Origin of the sequence: uncultured Salegentibacter sp. (assembly GCF_963972535.1) — a bacterium.
Classification (GTDB): domain Bacteria; phylum Bacteroidota; class Bacteroidia; order Flavobacteriales; family Flavobacteriaceae; genus Salegentibacter.
This window is the reverse complement of sequence record NZ_CAXAVR010000009.1, coordinates 30849-49158: the sequence shown is the minus strand read 5'-3', so window position 1 is coordinate 49158 and position 18310 is coordinate 30849. Positions and strand designations below refer to the sequence as shown.

Annotated in this window: 18 protein-coding genes; 4 read left to right on the top strand and 14 right to left on the bottom strand. The window is 36.7% G+C overall.

The annotated features are described in order from the left end of the window. Nucleotides 1–859 (bottom strand): peptidyl-prolyl cis-trans isomerase (locus tag AACZ30_RS02600; protein ID WP_339647634.1); only part of this gene is annotated, 859 nt, incomplete at its 3' end. A gap of 213 nt (nt 860–1072) precedes the next feature. Between AACZ30_RS02600 and AACZ30_RS02595 the strand changes: the two genes are divergently transcribed. After that, a complete protein-coding gene (locus AACZ30_RS02595; RefSeq protein WP_339647632.1) occupies nt 1073–1528 on the top strand; it encodes an SRPBCC family protein in 456 nt (151 codons plus the stop codon). 61 nt (nt 1529–1589) lie between these two features. Next, nucleotides 1590–2114 carry an OmpH family outer membrane protein gene (locus tag AACZ30_RS02590; protein ID WP_339647630.1) on the top strand — a complete coding sequence of 175 codons (525 nt, stop codon included), beginning with the start codon at nt 1590–1592 and terminating at the stop codon, nt 2112–2114. A gap of 101 nt (nt 2115–2215) precedes the next feature. Here AACZ30_RS02590 and guaB read toward each other — a convergent pair whose 3' ends face one another. The 9 genes from guaB to AACZ30_RS02545 all read right to left on the bottom strand — a co-directional run bounded on the left by guaB (nt 2216) and on the right by AACZ30_RS02545 (nt 13021). Continuing rightward, nucleotides 2216–3688, bottom strand: coding sequence for an IMP dehydrogenase (gene guaB / locus AACZ30_RS02585; protein ID WP_339647628.1), 1473 nt, complete (start codon nt 3686–3688; stop codon nt 2216–2218). A gap of 157 nt (nt 3689–3845) precedes the next feature. Then, complete coding sequence (locus tag AACZ30_RS02580) at nt 3846–6278, bottom strand: TonB-dependent receptor (RefSeq protein WP_339647626.1); 2433 nt, start codon at nt 6276–6278, stop codon at nt 3846–3848. Then, the gene (locus AACZ30_RS02575) at nt 6259–7623 is read right to left on the bottom strand and encodes an HTTM domain-containing protein (protein ID WP_339647624.1); all 1365 of its coding nucleotides are present in this window, start codon (nt 7621–7623) and stop codon (nt 6259–6261) included. Before AACZ30_RS02575 ends, AACZ30_RS02580 begins: the two co-directional genes overlap by 20 nt. Before the next feature lie 7 nt (nt 7624–7630). After that, nucleotides 7631–8749 carry an imelysin family protein gene (locus tag AACZ30_RS02570; protein ID WP_339647622.1) on the bottom strand — a complete coding sequence of 373 codons (1119 nt, stop codon included), beginning with the start codon at nt 8747–8749 and terminating at the stop codon, nt 7631–7633. Between the two features lie 57 nt (nt 8750–8806). After that, nucleotides 8807–10009, bottom strand: a complete 1203-nt coding sequence (locus AACZ30_RS02565; protein ID WP_339647620.1) for a DUF4856 domain-containing protein — start codon at nt 10007–10009, stop codon at nt 8807–8809. A gap of 129 nt (nt 10010–10138) precedes the next feature. Next, nucleotides 10139–11002, bottom strand: a complete 864-nt coding sequence (locus AACZ30_RS02560) for a hydroxymethylglutaryl-CoA lyase (RefSeq protein WP_339647618.1) — start codon at nt 11000–11002, stop codon at nt 10139–10141. 125 nt (nt 11003–11127) lie between these two features. After that, the gene (locus AACZ30_RS02555) at nt 11128–11742 is read right to left on the bottom strand and encodes a LysE family translocator (RefSeq protein ID WP_339647616.1); all 615 of its coding nucleotides are present in this window, start codon (nt 11740–11742) and stop codon (nt 11128–11130) included. A gap of 3 nt (nt 11743–11745) precedes the next feature. Continuing rightward, nucleotides 11746–11994: a hypothetical protein gene (locus tag AACZ30_RS02550; protein WP_339647615.1), complete on the bottom strand. Its 249-nt coding sequence runs from the start codon at nt 11992–11994 to the stop codon at nt 11746–11748. Between the two features lie 7 nt (nt 11995–12001). Beyond that, entirely contained in the window at nt 12002–13021 is a 1020-nt protein-coding gene (locus tag AACZ30_RS02545; protein WP_339647613.1) for a quinone-dependent dihydroorotate dehydrogenase, read from the bottom strand. Nucleotides 13022–13241: 220 nt separating this feature from the next. Here AACZ30_RS02545 and pepT point away from each other — a divergent pair, with 220 nt between their 5' ends. Continuing rightward, nucleotides 13242–14483 carry a peptidase T gene (pepT, locus tag AACZ30_RS02540; RefSeq protein WP_339647611.1) on the top strand — a complete coding sequence of 414 codons (1242 nt, stop codon included), beginning with the start codon at nt 13242–13244 and terminating at the stop codon, nt 14481–14483. A gap of 22 nt (nt 14484–14505) precedes the next feature. Further along, nucleotides 14506–15099, top strand: coding sequence for a DUF1801 domain-containing protein (locus AACZ30_RS02535; protein WP_339647609.1), 594 nt, complete (start codon nt 14506–14508; stop codon nt 15097–15099). A 160-nt stretch (nt 15100–15259) separates the two neighbouring features. Here AACZ30_RS02535 and yajC read toward each other — a convergent pair whose 3' ends face one another. The 4 genes from yajC to AACZ30_RS02515 form a co-directional block, all read right to left on the bottom strand. Next, on the bottom strand, nt 15260–15586 hold the full coding sequence (gene yajC / locus AACZ30_RS02530; RefSeq protein WP_070053409.1) for a preprotein translocase subunit YajC: 327 nt from the start codon (nt 15584–15586) through the stop codon (nt 15260–15262). A gap of 3 nt (nt 15587–15589) precedes the next feature. Further along, on the bottom strand, nt 15590–16054 hold the full coding sequence (locus tag AACZ30_RS02525) for a DUF1573 domain-containing protein (protein WP_339647605.1): 465 nt from the start codon (nt 16052–16054) through the stop codon (nt 15590–15592). 48 nt (nt 16055–16102) lie between these two features. Next, nucleotides 16103–17047: a transcription antitermination factor NusB gene (gene nusB / locus AACZ30_RS02520; protein ID WP_070053411.1), complete on the bottom strand. Its 945-nt coding sequence runs from the start codon at nt 17045–17047 to the stop codon at nt 16103–16105. Between the two features lie 82 nt (nt 17048–17129). Further along, nucleotides 17130–18233 (bottom strand): Glu/Leu/Phe/Val dehydrogenase, encoded by a 1104-nt coding sequence (locus AACZ30_RS02515; protein ID WP_070053412.1) that lies wholly within the window; start codon nt 18231–18233, stop codon nt 17130–17132. Nucleotides 18234–18310 lie beyond the last annotated feature (77 nt).

The window sequence follows — 18310 nt, the reverse complement described above, 5'->3', positions numbered from 1 at the left end:
AATTATAGATTTCAAATTGTTCATTTTTAATTGCATCTTTTGTAATATCTTTTTCAAGTTCTTTTATCAAATTTAATTTTTGCTTGTTAAGCAAAATCTTTTCTATAGTTGGTTCGGCATATTCAAAAGGAGCATCCTGCCCTCGTTCCAACACATTTTTTACATAGATCAAATATACACCTAATGAATCTTCTACCTGAAGAAAATTAGATTTGTTTAAGAGTTTCCCCCTGTGATCTATAGTTAAAGCAGGGATTTTATCGTAAACCGTTTTTAACTTCACCCAAACCGAATCATTAAAAGAATAATTTTTAAACTGAAGAGAAAGTTTATCAAGCTCTTCCTTATCCTTCTCATCAAAGCTGGTTAGGTAAGATTTTATTTCATTTATATTGGTGTTATTTTCAGCAAGGCTTACATACCTTAATTTCAATAGATCTTCTGTAAGCTTAAAATTACCTTTATTTTCTTCAAAATAAGCTTCCATTTCCTCCTTTGGCACAGTACTATCTAATTGCCTGCTTACCACCGCATCTTTGTAAGCACTCGTATAAAGTTCATTTTTATAATTTTCTATGAGATCTCTAAACTCTCTTTGTTGACTTTCGGGAAGATTTAATTGTGCCCTGTCTATAAGTAATTGTTGCGTGGCCCAGCGGTTTATATAATTGGAAACTATAATAGCGCTATCTTCCTGAGAAGTATTTTCGTTTATTAGCGCGTTAATATCCTCTTCATACAAATAAGCATCGTTAACCCTTACTATAACTGTGCGATCTTCTTCTTTTTCAAGATAAGAGCAACCCGCAAGCATAAAACCAGCCAGCAGAAAACATATAAAAACAGGTGATATCTTCAAAATCATCAGTTATTGAGATAGCAATTTACATACCATTTTCAAATGACTTAACGCCTGTAATTTGCCAGTAAGCAAAAATAAGAATTCATTTAGGTTCCACAAGCTTATGTTTAAACGATTACAGCTAGTTAAAAATTATAATTGTTTTATCTTAAGTATCTTTAAATGAAGTTTAAAAAGTATTTTTTTTGAATTCTTTAAAAATTGATTAATATGAAATATACCACTGAAATTAAAATAATAAAGCCACGTACAGAAGTTGTTGAAAAATTTAGCAATCCAGATAATATGAAACATTGGCAACGCGGGTTTATTTCTATGGAACCTATTAGTGGAAAATTAGGAGAAGAAGGTTCAAAGAATATGCTAAAATATAAGATGGGAAAGCGAGATATTGAAATGGAAGAAAAAATTGTTAAAAACGATCTTCCTGCGCAGTTTCACGCAAACTATTCGGCAAAAGGTGTCTACAATATTCAGGAAAACTTTTTCGAGGAAACTCCAGAAGGGCATACACTTTGGATTTCTCACAACGAATTTAATTTTAGCGGTTTTATGAAATTAATGGGCCTCTTTATGCCTGGCGCCTTTAGAAAACAATCTTACCAGTATATGAAAGATTTTAAAGATTTTGTAGAAAACGACCAAAGTGTTTTAAACAAGAAATAGTTTTAAGATTTAATATGAATAATTAAAAGCTGCTATTATATTTGCCAAAAACAATTTAATCATGATACGAAGCAGTTTATTAATTGCCTTTTTAACTTTTAGCATTTTTGCAAGCGCACAAACCAAAGTAGGAACTATAGACACCGATTACATTCTTTCACAAATGCCCCAAATGGAAGCTGTAAACAAAGGATTAGAAACCTATGACAAGGAATTACAACAAGATTTCCAGGCCAATGTTAAGCAATACGACACCCTGGTAAAAACTTACCAGGCTAATGCCGAAAGCCTTGCTGCAGAAGCACGCCAGGAAAGTGAGTCTAAAATTATTGAACTTGAGAACCAGATCAAGCAGTTTAGACAAAGAGCCCAGTTAATGATGCAAATGCGCAGAAATGAGCTTACTAATCCACTTTATAAAAAAATTGACGCTGCCATGCGAGCTGTAATAGACGAAGAAGGATTTACTCAAATTCTACACGCCGGCGGAAACAGCATTGCTTTCTCTGCAGAAGAATATGATATTACCGAAAAAGTAATGAATAAAATGGGAATTGAAATTCCTGTTGCAGCTGAAGAAGAATAGCAAGAAATTAGATCCTGTAATAAATTCAGGGTGACGTATTTAAAAAAGCCCTCTCAGATTATAAAACCTGAGAGGGCTTTTCAATTTATAAGGCAATAAGTTTACCTGCTGTAATTAGGTGATTCATTAGTAATGGTAACATCATGCGGATGCCCTTCACTAATTCCAGAAGAGGTGATTTTCACGAATTTCGCAGTCTCCTTTAAGGTTTCTACATCTTTAGCGCCACAGTAGCCCATTCCGGCTTTTAGACCGCCAACAAACTGGTGAATACTTTCTTCAAGTTCACCTTTATATGGAACACGCCCAACAATACCTTCAGGTACTAATTTCTTAATATCATCTTCTACATCCTGGAAATAACGATCTTTAGAGCCTTTTTGCATCGCCTCTACAGATCCCATCCCGCGATAAGATTTGAATTTTCTTCCTTCGTAAATAATGGTTTCCCCCGGAGATTCTTTAGTTCCTGCAAGCAATGAACCTAGCATCACGCAATCGGCTCCTGCGGCTAATGCTTTTGGAATGTCTCCTGTGTAACGAATTCCACCATCGGCAATAACTGGAACACCACTACCTTTTAGGGCTGCGGCTACTTCAAGCACGGCTGAGAATTGTGGAAATCCAACCCCTGCAACTACCCTGGTAGTACAAATAGAACCTGGTCCAATTCCTACTTTAACAGCATCTGCACCGGCTTCAACTAAATATTTTGCAGCTTCTGCAGTAGCTATATTTCCTACTACCACCTGCAAATCTGGGAATTTAGATTTAATATCTTTTAAAACGGTCACCACTCCCCTGGTATGCCCGTGCGCTGTGTCTATAATTATTGCATCTACCCCTGCATTTACCAAAGCTTCTGCACGATCTACAGCGTCAGCAGTTACACCAACGGCGGCTGCTACGCGAAGCCTTCCGAAGCTATCTTTATTAGCATTAGGCTTTAAAGTAAGTTTGGTTATATCCCTAAAGGTGATAAGCCCAACCAATTTATTATTATCGTTAACTACGGGAAGTTTTTCAATCTTATATTCCTGTAAAATATCTTCTGCCTGATCCAGGGAAGTTCCTTCTGCAACAGTTACCAAGTTTTCAGAAGTCATAACCTCAGCAATTGGACGCTTAAGATTTTTCTCAAAACGCAAATCCCTGTTTGTTACAATTCCCAACAATTTCCCGTCTTCATCTACAATAGGGATTCCGCCTATACTATGCTCGCGCATACTCGCTTTTGCATCGCTCACATTAGCTGTGATTGGCAAGGTCACGGGATCTATAATCATTCCGCTTTCTGCTCTCTTCACTTTTCGCACTTTAAGCGCTTGTTGTTCGGCAGTCATATTCTTATGCAAAACACCAATTCCACCTTCACGCGCCATAGCTATAGCCATCCTGGATTCGGTTACGGTATCCATAGCTGCCGAAACAATAGGAACGTTTATTGAAATATTTTTAGTGAATTTTGTGCGAATGCTTACTTCTCGGGGTAGTACTTCAGAATAAGCAGGAACAAGCAATACATCGTCGTAAGTAAGGCCTTCTCCTAAGATTTTGGATTCGTGTGCGATCATAGCAATTAAAGATTTAATTGCGTGCAAATATACGGTTAAAAACTGAAATAGAGGAGTTTTCCAGGTTTAACTCGCATCTAATTTCATTCAATTTATTATCTCTTTTGTGATCCAGCCTTATGAGCGAGTTTAAGATAAATTAAGCAGAAAAAAATCTTTAAAACTTAAACTGAAGACTTGAATACCAGCTAATTGGTTGCGCCGGAATAATACCGGGACCTGGATAACCAGTAGCTCTCCTGGTGAAATATGAGTTATCTAAAAGATTGTTCACACCGGTTTCCAATTTAAACTTCCCAAAACTATAGGAAGCCGAAAAATCTAAAATACCGTAAGCCGGGATACTTCCTTCTATTCCACGCTGATTATCATTAATATCCTGCGGCGCATTCGTAGCATCTGTATACTGTTTTGATAGGTAGGTATACTGGAAACCGGCCAGGAAATTAGCGTACCCAAAATTCAAACCTGTTTTAAGGTTCACGTACGGAATAAATTCAACCTGGTTCCCTTCAACATTAGTTTCTCCAGAAGCAGTATATTCAGAGTTTGTAAAAGCCGTATTTACAAAAAGATTTAAGCGGTAATTTTCAGCTTGTTCAAAAAAGGTATTGCGAATATTCCAATCGGCAAAAGTTTCTACACCATAGATAAAAGCATCTCCAATATTTCCGCGTTTTCTTACTATAAAGCCATCTTCAACCCCCAGGACTTCTCCAATTCTATCCTGATACCATAAACCGAAAATACTGGCGTCATAAGACAAATAATTCTTCAGCCTTCCTCTAATTCCAAAGTCTGAAGTAAAACCTTTTTCTTCTGAAATATTTGGATCTACCACAAAACTGGGATTTACTATCCTAATATCACTAAAAGTCACCGACCTATAATTCTGAGAAAAATTTCCATATAACTCATTCGAAGCATCTAAGTTATAACTGGCTCCAACGCCTAATAACGCAAAGCTTCTTTCCAGGTCTTTTTCCTCTTCCCTGGTTTCATTGATCAGAGGATTATCGGCCAAATCTAGAATTATTTCTTTGTAGGAACCGTTTGCCTGCGTATTAATATATTCTATTCTGAAGCCGGGTGTAATAGAAAGTTTATTCGTTAGATTAAAAATGTTCTCTCCAAAGAACGCCAGGTTTTTGTTCGGGAAATTGTATTCTGATTGCCTTGGGTAATTTGGAAATTGATCGTTTGTAAATGTAAATTCCGGCCTGGCTGAAGTAGTTCCTGGACCTTGTTTCTGAAAATTGTTAGCATCGTAATATTTACTTCCAACAAGTAAAACCGATTCTTCATCAAAGAAATTATACCTGGTTAGCAACCTTGCCTCTGCTCCCCAGTTAGAAAAATGGTCTACCAATAATTCCCGTGGTGCAGAAAGATCGTCTGGCTGTGAAACTCTATTCTCTCTAAAACCAACAGCTTTTCGCGAAGCATCTAAGCCAAAAACATTTAGGCTAAAGTCTGTTTTATCAGAAAAACTGTGCTCAAATTTTAACGCATAAAGATTCCAATTTACGTCAAACCAATTTCTTTCCCTATTGCTATAATCAGGGTTTTCATAAAACTGTGCATCGGTAAGACCACCGGGTTGCTGAGCCAGGTAATCTAGATAAGTATATTCAAAACTAAGCTTGGTTCTATCGTTAAAATCCCAGGCTAGATGAGAAAAGAAGTTATTAGAATCATATTCTGAATTTGGCCTAAATCCTTCTCCCGATTTATAATTATAATAGGTATAGTAGCTGAATTTCCCAATAGTACCGGCCAAACTATTAAAACTGGTAAAAAGATTATAGGAACCAACCGATTGTCTGGAAACCAACTCCAGTTTCTTATCCTGAGGAGGTTCTTTAAATTTAAAATTAATGAGTCCGCCAAACTGTGTTCCATATTGCAGCGACGCCGCACCACGAACCACCTGGATTTCTCTCAGTGCTTCCGGTGGTGGTGTATAATAACTTTCCGGATATCCAAGTACATCAGCAGAGATATCATAACCGTTCTGGCGGGTATTAAAATTCTGGGTTCTGTTAGGATCAAGACCACGACCACCAATATTCAATTGAAGCCCTGCATCACCATTATCGTATATATTTAAACCAACCACCTGGCTGTAAATCTCCCTGGCATTATTTGCAGCAAGATTTCCGGAAACTTTATCCATTACTACTACCTCACTTTTTTTCCCGGCATAGATCGCAGTTCCCTCTACTTTTCTAAGTTTCCTTAAAGCGAAAAGCTGCTCCCTCCTATTGGTGATCATCACTTCGCTTAAACTTTCAGCTAAAGGCGAAAGGCTAAATTCCATTTCAAGATCTCCATTTATAGTTATTTGCTTTTCCAGGATGGCATATTCGTAACTAAAAACAGCAAATTCATAAGTGCCTGAGCTAATATCTGTAAATTCAAAATCACCATTTTCATTGGCTACAGTTACTTCAGATTCCGTTTTATTCCAAACTTCAGCATTGGGAATGGGCTCCCCGGTTTCTGCGGAAATCACCTTTCCGCTAAACGTATGCTGGGCGTAAACGAACGATCCCAAAAAGAATAATATACTAAAGACCTTTAATCTCATCTTCAAATGGTAAAATGAATATTTTATGTTTAAAAGAGTCCGCGAAATTAAGCAAATTAACTTCCGGGTCTATATAAGGAGTGCTCTTTCTTCCGTTGAGAGCCACATAACTGTCTACATAGATTTCTATATTTTCGTGACCGTCCTTTTCAAAATGATCGGCTAAAAAATGAGCATATTGAAGAATGAAATCCGGCTGAAACGACATTTGTTTTTCTTGAAAAGGAGTAAGGAAATCTGAATTATCTACATAAAATCGATTTCCGGTATCTGAATTTACCACTTTGAACTGGGCGTAGCCGGCTTTTTCCATAAGCATTACCCTCCAGGAAAATCTAAAACCTTCTTCAGTCCAGAATAATTCTCCCGGATATAATAAATACCTCCACGGAAATAAAAGCTGAATAATAAAAAAGACTGAAAGCACTCCAATACTAACTTTTTTCTTTATTCCTGAAAATTGATAGATTTTTAAATTATCAAATCTTTGCTTTGATATGCTGAACCATTTCGATATAAAATTCAATATTTTATGGTGAACCTGCGGACTAAAAAAGATCAATGCGCTAACGATCATAATAAATGGAAACATTCCTATTGGGAAAAGCACACGTGTTAGCACATGGAAAACAATCACCATTAAAAAAGCAACAAAGCGGGTTCTTTTCCAAAGCAAAAGAAAAGGGATAAAGAGATCATAGAGCATACCGCTCCAGCTAAATGCATAATGCACCCATTCCTGCTGCATTAGATCTCCCAGCAAAGGAAGATCGTATTTAGATGGCAGCCATATTTTTAAAGGCATAGCCCTAAAAAGCCAATCTGAATTAATTTTTGCAAGTCCTGCATAGAAATACACAATTCCCAGCAACAGTTTTATTGCATCTATACACCATTGCGGTATCTTTTGAAAAGCCCTGGCGGGATTTCGCCAGGCATCAATAGAAAAATAGGCATTTGCCGGTAAGAAAATCATCAGAAAACTGAGAATACTGATGAAGTAGTAATGATTTAGATAAGTGGTTTTATCCATCAGCTCGATATAGGTGAAACTGAGGAAAAAAAGGATAATTGCGAGGCGGTACTTATAACCTGCAGCCACCATTAGTGCAGCAATACCACAAAGTATAAAAAGCAAATAAGTGAAATCCCCAAGGGGTTTCACCCATTCAAATCCATAATAAGAAAAGAAGAATTTTGGGGCGATATATAATTTTTCGATCCAGCCATTTAGCCAGAATCGAACTATACTGGCAAACATCATAATACCAAAAAACAAACGAAAAACCGCCAAAGGGGCGGCTTCCGTAGTCTTTTTTAGATATTTGCTCAGAGAAAGTTGCATCAACTATTTAATCTCCGTCAGAATCTACATAATCTACGCTAATAGAAAGTGCCTGCATCATATCTACTTTCAGAAGAACCACTTCTTTTTGAAGTTCATCAAAAGCAGCTAACATCTTAGAATTATCTGATTCTACTTGCGATTTCAGATTGCTATCCAATTCTGAACTTTGAGCTCTTATTGCTGAAAATTGATCAGCTATAGAAGCAGTTATACTTTCTGAATTTGTCCCGTCTTCCAGATATTTTAAATACTGATAGTAACTGGGACCATTTTCGCCTCCATTAATTTTAACGCCGTAATAGAAATCTTCAAAACTATCTAAAGCTTGTAAATACAGGTTTTTTGAAATATCACCGGCATAAAGAGCTTCTACATTTGTCGGGGAAGGAGAACCGGTGAAAGCACCGGCAGGATAACCAATTTTTCCAGATCTAAGGATCTTCTCAAAATACATTACATAATCATTGGTAAACCGGTCTACAGAACCTGTACTTGAAGAGCTCGTATTATTTACAAAAGTATTTCTATAATCACCTTCCCAGGAAGATGTAACTTCAGTAGTTAAAGCATTTATCCTTTCGGCAACTGCTATGATATAATTAATATACTCTGGATTTGCATTGAAAACTTCCATGGTTTCTTCTGTTGATCCGTATGAATACAGTAAATAATCTAAAGCCGGAAATCCTTGTTCTGCAAAATTTGATGGCAGCTCAAGATTATAACTTCCAGAAGCTATTTTAGATTCAATATTTTCCGTTTTTGTAGGATAGGTATTAAGGAAGCTGCGATAATTCAATTCCTCAGCTTTTCCTATCTGGAACATTTCAACGGTTTGAAATTCCTGATAAGCTGCTTTGTATTGCGCTCTAAGAACATTTAGCTCGGTAGCTCCGGGGTTTTCAGCAAAAGCTTTTGCAATATCTTCCAACTTCTGACTTTCTTCCTGGAAAGCTACAAAAGAAGGCACAATAATATTATCTGCCCAATTTGCCAGCATTTCACCTCTGTCAAAATTGTCGCCGCCATTAGAATCACCTCCATTATCACCATCATCTTCTGTACTACAGGCAACAGCAAATAATAAAGTTGCAATCAATAAAAATTTTGAAATCTTAATCATAGCTATATATATTAAAAACCGGAGCAGACAAGGTCTTACTCCGGCTAATTTTTTTAATTAAACATCTGCTACAGTAAAATCAAAAGGAGCAGCAATCTCTTCAGAAATACTGTCCAGGGTTTCTGGAGTTACCTCCCAAAAACCGTTTCCATTCATTAACTGTTCCAAATAATTCTCTACATTTCCAGCAGAAATATATGGTGCGCCAGTCTCTGGGTTATGAGTAAACCTAAGACTATAAATAAAACCGTAACCTTCAGAAAGGGAATGAAATGCAGCTCCATACTCCTCATTTGCCAATTGATTTTTACCGGCCTGCAGATAATATATCGCTCTAACAGCGATAAGCGTTGAAATATTCTCACGAATAATTTCCACTTGTTCATCACGGGTTTGATAATCTCCCGCAACAATTGCAGCTCTACCGGTTTTAAAGGCCTCAAAAGTCTCTTCTGCAATACCTTCAAAATCACTATCACCATCTACGCTACCCATATATTTAAATAACAGTGCGTCATTATTATCGTTTAAAACTGAATTAGGATCTTCAGCCGGGATAGAAGGATCGCCATAAAGATATCCATAAGCTTCATCCCATTTGTGTTCCATGGTAGTATAAGCTTTTCCTTCTTCAACTAAACCAGCATCATTGTTCGCACGATTATCAGCTTCATCCAAAACTGCCTGAGAAAGGTAGTTATTCAATATCTGATCGGCCAACAAGCCACCGATTAAACCTTTTGCAAAAGCCTGGTTCATTTCCAAACCTTTTTCATTTATATATCTAACACTTGCACCCTGAGCGATCTGGCCCGCCATTCCAGCTTCAGCCAACTCATTTCTATTATTTTTTACCGCAGTAAATTGCTCTGTAATATATGATTCGAAATCACTTTTTATTTCTGCACTTTCAACCGTATTTGCTGAGAAATACAATTTAGAAGCAGCTACTTTAGATTTTACACTTTTAGAAGATTCGTTAAGGCTTGCGTTTTCAAAAGGAGCATTTTCATTTGCAAACATATTAAGCAAAAGATCTTCACTTCCATTTTCAAAATCGGTAAACTTAGAGAGAATTTTAGAAGTCATTTGAAGTCTCGTAGTTTGCCCAGAATAGCTTACAGTAGAAGCACCTTCTCTTTCAAAATTGTAGGTTGCAGGAATTTCTAATTCCGTATTTTCTGGTGTAACATCATCATCAGATGAACAAGAGGCAAGCGTAAGCCCACCTAAGATTGCTGAGAAAAACAGCTTTTTCATATTGCTTTATTTAGACTGATTAAAGTTATAGAGCAGCAAATATAAAAACCCATTTTCTTTACGGCAAGTTTATTTAGATTAATTTTAAATAGCTTTTTCTAATAGTCATCAAAATTAAAATAAACACTATTAATGGTAGACGCTGAAAATTTTGGATGCTTCATTGAAAGCCGACTCAAAACTGGTCATTTTAATATTGGAATCTGCCTTTTTGGAGTTAAAGTAAGAAAGCATTTTTTCTGAAGGCATATTACCGGTAAGCTCATCTTTAGCCATTGGGCAACCCCCAAACCCCTGAATTGCACCGTCAAATCTTCTGCAACCGGCCTTGTAAGCCGCATCAATTTTTTCGTGCCATTTTGCGGGCGTGGTATGGAGATGCGCACCAAATTCAATTTCAGGATATTTAGGAATCAAATTTGAAAATAAATACTCAATAATATCCGGGGAAGAAGTTCCAATAGTATCAGATAAAGAAAGAATTTTCACACCCATTCCCGATAATTTTTCGGTCCACTCCCCTACAATTTCCACATCCCAGGGATCGCCATAAGGATTCCCAAACCCCATTGAAAGATAAGCCACCACTTTCTTATTCGAGTTTTCAGCGATCTCAAGGATTTCACTTAAAATCTCAACAGATTCGGCTATGGTTTTATGCGTATTACGCATTTGGAAATTTTCAGAAATGGAAAAAGGATAACCCAAATAATCAATTTCTGGATGTACCGAGGCATCTTGCGCCCCACGGGTATTCGCCACGATAGCAAGCAGTTTGCTTTTTGTAGTAGAAAGATCTAATTTGGATAAAACCTCAGCAGTATCAGCCATTTGCGGAATCGCTTTGGGAGAAACAAAGCTGCCAAAATCTATGGTATCAAATCCGCAACGGAGTAAAGACTGAATATACTGTACTTTTTTTTCCGTAGGAATAAAGGTTTTTATTCCCTGCATCGCGTCTCGCGGACACTCGATAAGCTTGATTTTATCCATATCTCCAAAGATAGTATTTTAAGGAATATTTAAAAACCAATGCAAAATAATTCATTTTATTAAATTGATAGCATTGAAAACAAGGTACTATTAATTTTCCTGTAAGGCTATACGATCAAAATCTTCTAAATGAGTATAAAACTTGCAATCCCAATAAAAACTACAATTTGCAGCCATTTCAATACAATCCCGGAATGCTTATGCCTTTTAAGGTAGTTAGAGATTTTTCCTGCCAATAAGGCTACACTTCCAAAAATAAGAACAGTTAAAAGCATAAAGAACGCACCTAAAATATAGAATTGTATCACGGTATTGCCGTTTGGTTCCCAAAGAAAACCCGGAAAAAAAGCAAGAAAAAATATAGTTACTTTTGGGTTAAGCACATTCATTATAAAACCCTGCTTATAAAGAGAAAATAAGGATTTCTCTTTAATTCCCTCCGCAGAATAGGCGATCTCCGGATCGCTCTTAAAAACTTGCCAGGCAAGATATAGCAGGTAAATTGCACCAAAGAGTTTGATGATAAAAAAAAGCGTATCAGAATTTTTAATTATTGCTGAAACCCCAAATGCGACCAGGTTGGTATGAATTATAATTCCGCTTGCAAGACCAAGAGCGGTAACAAAGCCATGCTTTTTACCATTAGCCATTCCCTGAACCATCACGTAAATAATATCTGGTCCCGGAGAGATAGTTAGGATCGCCGAAGCGGTTAAAAACGGAATAAGTTGCTCTAACAAAATTTAGCGTCTTTCAGATTTCTTTCTCGTCAACACAAAATAAAGTACATAAAACCAGCTAAAAATCCCGTGTATAACCATTAATAAAACCGACCGGTTACGAGTCCAAGAAGTGATTGCGGCTATTACAGTACCAAAGCTAATTCCATTGATGAGAACTGAATGCTGAACTTGAGAGGTAGCATCGGAAAAACTATAAGCATCCAGGCTAATTAAAACCAGGGCTAAAAAAGTAAGGTAGAATTTCTTCATTTATTAATTATTTTCTGCTTAAAATAGCTTGATTTATCTTTTTAATCAATCCCGGGCCTTCATAAATAAATCCGGTATATAATTGCACTAAACTGGCACCTGCATCAAGTTTTTCAAGGGCGTCTTCAGCAGTATGTATTCCCCCAACCCCAATAATTGGAAAAGCCCTATTGCTTTTTTCTGAAAGAAAACGAATTACCTCAGTTGCACGATCCTTCAATGGTTTGCCGCTTAGTCCGCCGGTTTCGTTCTTATTTTCAGATTGCAAACCTTCACGAGAGATTGTTGTGTTCGTAGCAATTACCCCGGCTATCTTTGTCTCCTTTACAATATCTATAATATCCAAAAGTTGAGCCTCGGTAAGATCTGGAGCTATTTTGAGTAGAATAGGTTTCTGCTTTGGTTTTTTAGCATTTAAGTTTTGCAGGGTATTCAACAAATTAGTTAGGGGCTCTTTATCCTGCAACTCACGTAAATTTGGCGTATTCGGGGAACTCACATTCACCACAAAATAGTTTACATAATCGTAAAGCGCCTCAAAACATATTTTATAATCTTCTACCGCATTTTCATTTGGCGTGATTTTGTTTTTCCCAATATTCCCGCCAATAAGTACATTTTTATTCTTTTTTAAACGATTAACAGCTGCTTCTACGCCATCGTTATTAAAACCCATTCGGTTAATAATCGCATTATCTTCTTTTAACCTGAAAAGTCGTTTTTTTTCATTTCCCGGTTGCGGTTTTGGGGTAACTGTTCCTATTTCAATAAAGCCAAATCCAAGATCTGAAAGTTCCTGAAAAAGCTTTGCATCTTTATCAAACCCAGCAGCAAGACCCACCGGATTTTTAAATTTTAAACCGAAAACCTCCCGTTCTAACCGCGGATCATCAACCTGAAATTTCTTTTTTATAATATTTCTGAAAGCTGCAGTTTTGCCAAGCTTTTTTAAAGTCTTAAAAGTGAAGTGATGCACCCATTCCGGATCAAATCGAAATAACAGAGGCCTAATCGAAGATTTGTACATAAAAGTTGGTTTGTGCAAAAATAGAAGGAAATCATAAAAAACCAGCCCTAATTCTTAAAAGGTTTTGAAGCTGAAATTCGAATGTTTAATTTTGAAAATCAAGTACCTTAGTGTTAGCACGTGAGGTATAACTTGGAAAAAAAATAATAATACGAGTACAGCCTCGGAGTCCCGATATTTTTCGGGATTAAATCTCGATTATCGAGTAAACTACTAACCAATGATTAACAAGCAGCGCATCATAGATCGTTTTATCAGTTACATAACTATAGACACCCAAAGCGATCCAGAAAGCCAGACCACTCCCAGTACCGAGAAGCAATGGGTTCTAGCCAGGAAATTAGCAGATGAATTGCAGGAAATGGGGATGACCGAGGTTAGTATAGACGATCACGCTTATGTGATGGCTACCCTGCCGGCAAATGTACCGCACCAGGTACCGGTAATTGGTTTTATTTCTCATTTTGACACTTCTCCCGATTTTAATGCTACCGATATAAAACCACAAATTATTGAGGATTACGACGGAAAGGATATTGTGCTGAACAAAGAGAAAAATATTATTCTCTCTTCTGAATATTTTGATGACCTGAAACAATATAAAGGTCAAACCATAATCACTACAGATGGTACCAGCCTTTTAAGCGCCGATGATAAAGCCGGGATTACCGAAATTATGACCGCGATGCAATATTTGCTGGATAATCCTGAAATTCCTCACGGGAAAATTAGGGTAGGTTTTACACCCGATGAAGAAATAGGGCGCGGTGCACATAAATTTGATGTAGAAAAATTTGGTGCAGAATGGGCGTATACTATGGACGGCAGCCAAATTGGCGAACTGGAATTTGAGAACTTTAATGCTGCCAAAGCTATTGTTAAAGTTAATGGGAAAGGTGTTCACCCCGGCTACGCAAAAGATAAAATGGTAAACAGCCAGTATATTGCCATAGACTTTATTAACTCGCTACCGCGTTTGGAAACCCCAGAGCATACTGAAGGCAGACAGGGATTTTTTCACCTAAGCGATATGAAAGGCGATGTTGAAGAAACCGTGTTGGAATATATAATTCGGGATCACGATTTAGGCCATTTTGAAGCTCGTAAAGAAATGATGCAGGACCTTGCTTCAGAGATTTGTTCGCAATATGAAAATGATTGTATTTCCGTTGAAATCACCGACCAGTATTTTAATATGAAAGAAAAAATAGAGCCGGTAATGCATATTGTTGAAATAGCTGAGAATGCAATGAAAGCGGTAGATGTTGAGCCTATTTTAAAACCAATTCGTGGCGGTACTGATGGCGCGCAACTAAGTTATATGGGCTTACCCTGTCCTAATATTTTTGCCGGCGGCCACAACTTCCACGGGAAGTATGAATATGTACCGGTAGAAAGTATGCAAAAAGCCACTGAAGTAATTGTGAAAATCGCTGAATTGACTTCAGAAAATTATAAATAACCAGTTTGTTTAAAAGTTAAAAATGGCAGTAAAATCGGTAGATCAGTATATTGAAACCCACCCAAGCTGGGAACAGGAATTACTTTTTTTACGAGAAATACTACAAAACACTGAATTGGAAGAATGTATAAAATGGGGTGCACCCGTTTATGCTTTAGATGGGAAAAATGTAGTAGGAATGGCTGCTTTTAAAAATCATTGTGCACTTTGGTTTTTTAATGGCGCTTTATTAAAAGAAAATACCGCTTTACTTTACAATGCCCAGGAAGATAAAACCAAAGCTTTACGACAAATAAGGTTTAAAAAAGAAGATGAAATAAAACCGGAAATTCTTCGAAAATACATAGCCGAAGCCATACAGAATCAACGGGAAGGAAAAGAAATAAAACCTTTAAAAAATAAAACACTGGTACTGCCTTTAGAACTCAAAGAGGAATTAGAAAAAGATGAACATTTAAAGAATTCCTATTATGAGTTAACTAAAGGTAAACAAAGGGAATACGCCGATTATATTTCTGAAGCGAAAAGAGAGGTTACAAAAAAATCTCGCCTGGAGAAAATTAAACCGATGATTCTAAGCGGTGTCGGGTTAAATGATAAGTATAAAAATTGCTAAAATCTTTTATAAGAACCTAAAACAGTTTCTGTTTCTAATATCTTAGATTCTGAAACGAGTTCAGAATGACGTTTTTTACAGTTCTTAAATCTTCTATAAAATAAGAATCCCCAGCGCTATGGCCTGGGGATTCTAAATTCTATTGATTAAAACAGAAAAACTATTTCTTTTCCTTAATAGCTTTTGCCTTACTTTCTTTTTCTGGCTTTGCCGGTTCGTTGAGTTTTTTACTCATTTCCATCGAGATGGAAGAACGATCAAAGGTTATTTTTCCTGCTCCGGTTTCTATAATTACCGCATTATTTTTTTCGCTAAAATCAACAATTTTGCCGTGCATTCCGCTTTTGGTAACCACACGGTCACCACGCTTTAATTCTGAAGCAAAATTACGTTCTTGTTTAGCTTTTTTCATTTGCGGGCGTATCATAAAAAAATACACCACCACAAACATTAATATTATTGGGGCAAACTGGGTTAATTGATCCATTTACTAGCTAGCGTTTTGTTCGGTTTCTACAAAGGCTTTAATTCTAAGACGCTCTGTACCTGCTTCTGTATTTGCGGTTACTGTAACTGTTTTAGTTACCTGCCCGTTTCCAGAACCATTAAATTTCACCAACATTTCACCAGTTTCTCCCGGTTGAATTGGCTCTTTTGTCCAGGTTGGCACTGTACACCCACAAGTACTTCTTGCATTTGTAATTACCAAAGGCGCCTGGCCTGTATTGGTAAAAGTAAAAGTATGCTCTACATTTTTACCTTTTGGAATATTCCCAAAATCATGTTCAGATTCTTCAAACTCCATTTTTGGATAAACAGTAGCCTGCGCATCACGCTCTGCAGCGCTTTCTACATTTTCAGCTTTTACTTTTTCTGAGGCGTTATTGTTGTTATCTTTACAAGAAGTAAATAGCAGCGCCCCCACTGCAGCTAACATTAAGATTCCATTTTTCATAATAGTGAACTTTATAATTTAATTTTTAAAATTAAGAAATTTTATTCATTACATAAGGCCTCGCCCTACTTTATTTAACTTATTATCCTCCTTATATTCTTTAGATAATTTATCTAAAACTCCATTTATAAAAATACTGCTTTTTGGAGTACTGTATTCCTTTGCCAACTCCAGGTATTCGTTGATAGTAACCTTTACCGGTATTGAAGGGAATTTAAGGAATTCACAGATCGCCATTTTCATAAGGATCATATCAATTTCTGCAATTCGGTCTTTATCCCAATTTGGGGTTTTACCCAGCATTTCTTTTGCCAGCACATCATCATTCAAATAAGTTTTTCTGAATAACTCTTTCGCAAAATCTTTGTCATCATCATTTTTATAGAGATTCCCTAGCTTCATATTTTCAGCAGAATTCGGCTTTAATTTCTGAAGAAACTTTAAAACTGCAGTATTTACAATAGGTAAATCGTCTATCCAGGTAAGTTTTGCATCTTCCAGATAATCGTAAAGCTTCTCATTAGGAGCAATAATTTCTTTAAAAACAGCGATGATAAACTCTTTATCTTCCTTGAAACTGGATTCGCGAGTTTCCATATAATTTTCATAGATATCGCTTTTCTTTAATGCTTCCCAGATAATCTGCACATAATCATCATCCCTTTTCCAATGAGTGATTTTTCTTGATTCCAGGGCATCCTGTAAACTCTCGTTATTTTTGAAAATCTCAAAAATAGCGTTGGAAATGAATTTTTTGTTGGGATCTTTTTCCTCGCTGGTAGCAAGGTGCTTTTGTTGAGATTTTTCTAAAAAGTTTTCGGCCTGGCCTTTTAACTCTTCAATTAGGCTTAATTGAACCAGAAAAAGATCGTACATCTCCTCCATACTCTTAAGCAGGAATTTTTCCTCGGTTCCCAGGTTGTCGTTTTGGCTTTGGTTAAAGGCGTAAAGTGACTGCATTACTTTAACCCGAATATGTCTTCTTGTCAACATAAGTGTAAAAGAACTTTTTAGAATTAGAAAAGGCGAAAGAATATTCTTTCGCCTTGCAAAAATACCAAACTTTTGAAATTGACTACTTCAAATTCTGATTTTTTCTATCATCAATTCGTTGTTGCGCAATTTTAAGTGCAGCAAAGTGTGAGGTCATATCATCTTTATCTGCTTTGCTTAGAATTTCTAATGTTGTATTGTAAATATTTTCTGTTTTACGCATAATTTCCTTCTTGTCGTAATTCTCAAGTTCAGCGTAAACATTTATAATTCCGCCTGCATTAATTAAGAAATCTGGAGCGTAAACAATCCCTCTTTCTCTAAGAATTTTACCGTGAGTAAGCTCATCGGCTAACTGGTTGTTTGCGGCACCAGCGATTACTTTAGCTTTAATGCGCTTTACAGTTTCATCGTTAATGGTTGCTCCAAGAGCGCAAGGTGCATAAATATCTACTTCGGCACCATATACATCAGAACCTTCAAAAATTATAGCTCCGTACTTATCTCTTACTGCTTCAAGTCTTTCTTCATTAATATCGCTGATATAAACTTTTGCACCATCCTGGGTTAAATGCTCTACCAGGGTTTCACCAACATGTCCAATCCCCTGAACCAAAACGGTTCTTCCTTCTAGATCATCACTTCCAAATTTATGCTTTGCTGCGGCTTTTAAGCCCATAAAAACACCATAGGCTGTGATTGGAGATGGATTACCCGCACCACCTTTATCTTCAGAAATTCCGGTTACGTATTTAGTAACTTCACGAACAGTGTCCATATCGGCAGTTTCCATTCCCACATCTTCTGCAGTGATATATTTTCCGCTAAGAGAGTCTACAAAACGTCCAAAACTCTTCATTAGTTCTGGAGTTTTTTGGGTTTTAGCGTCGCCAATAATAACCGCTTTACCACCACCAAGGTTAAGTCCTGTAATTGCACTTTTAAAAGTCATCCCGCGAGAAAGACGCAAAACATCGTTTAACGCTTCCCATTCTGTGCTGTAGTTCCACATTCTGGTGCCTCCAAGTGCTGGTCCTAAAACCGTGTTATGGATACCAATAATTGCCTTTAAACCTGTATCTTTGTCGTTGCAAAAAACTACTTGCTCGTGGTTGTCAAAAGAGAGCTGACCAAATACTGGTGCAGACTTTTTTAGTTCATTTGCATTTAGAACATCAACTTGCATAACTTGTTACGTTTTATAAATTAGCGTTTTCATTTTTCTGAAAATCACTGTGCAAAAATAAAGAATATTTCAACAAA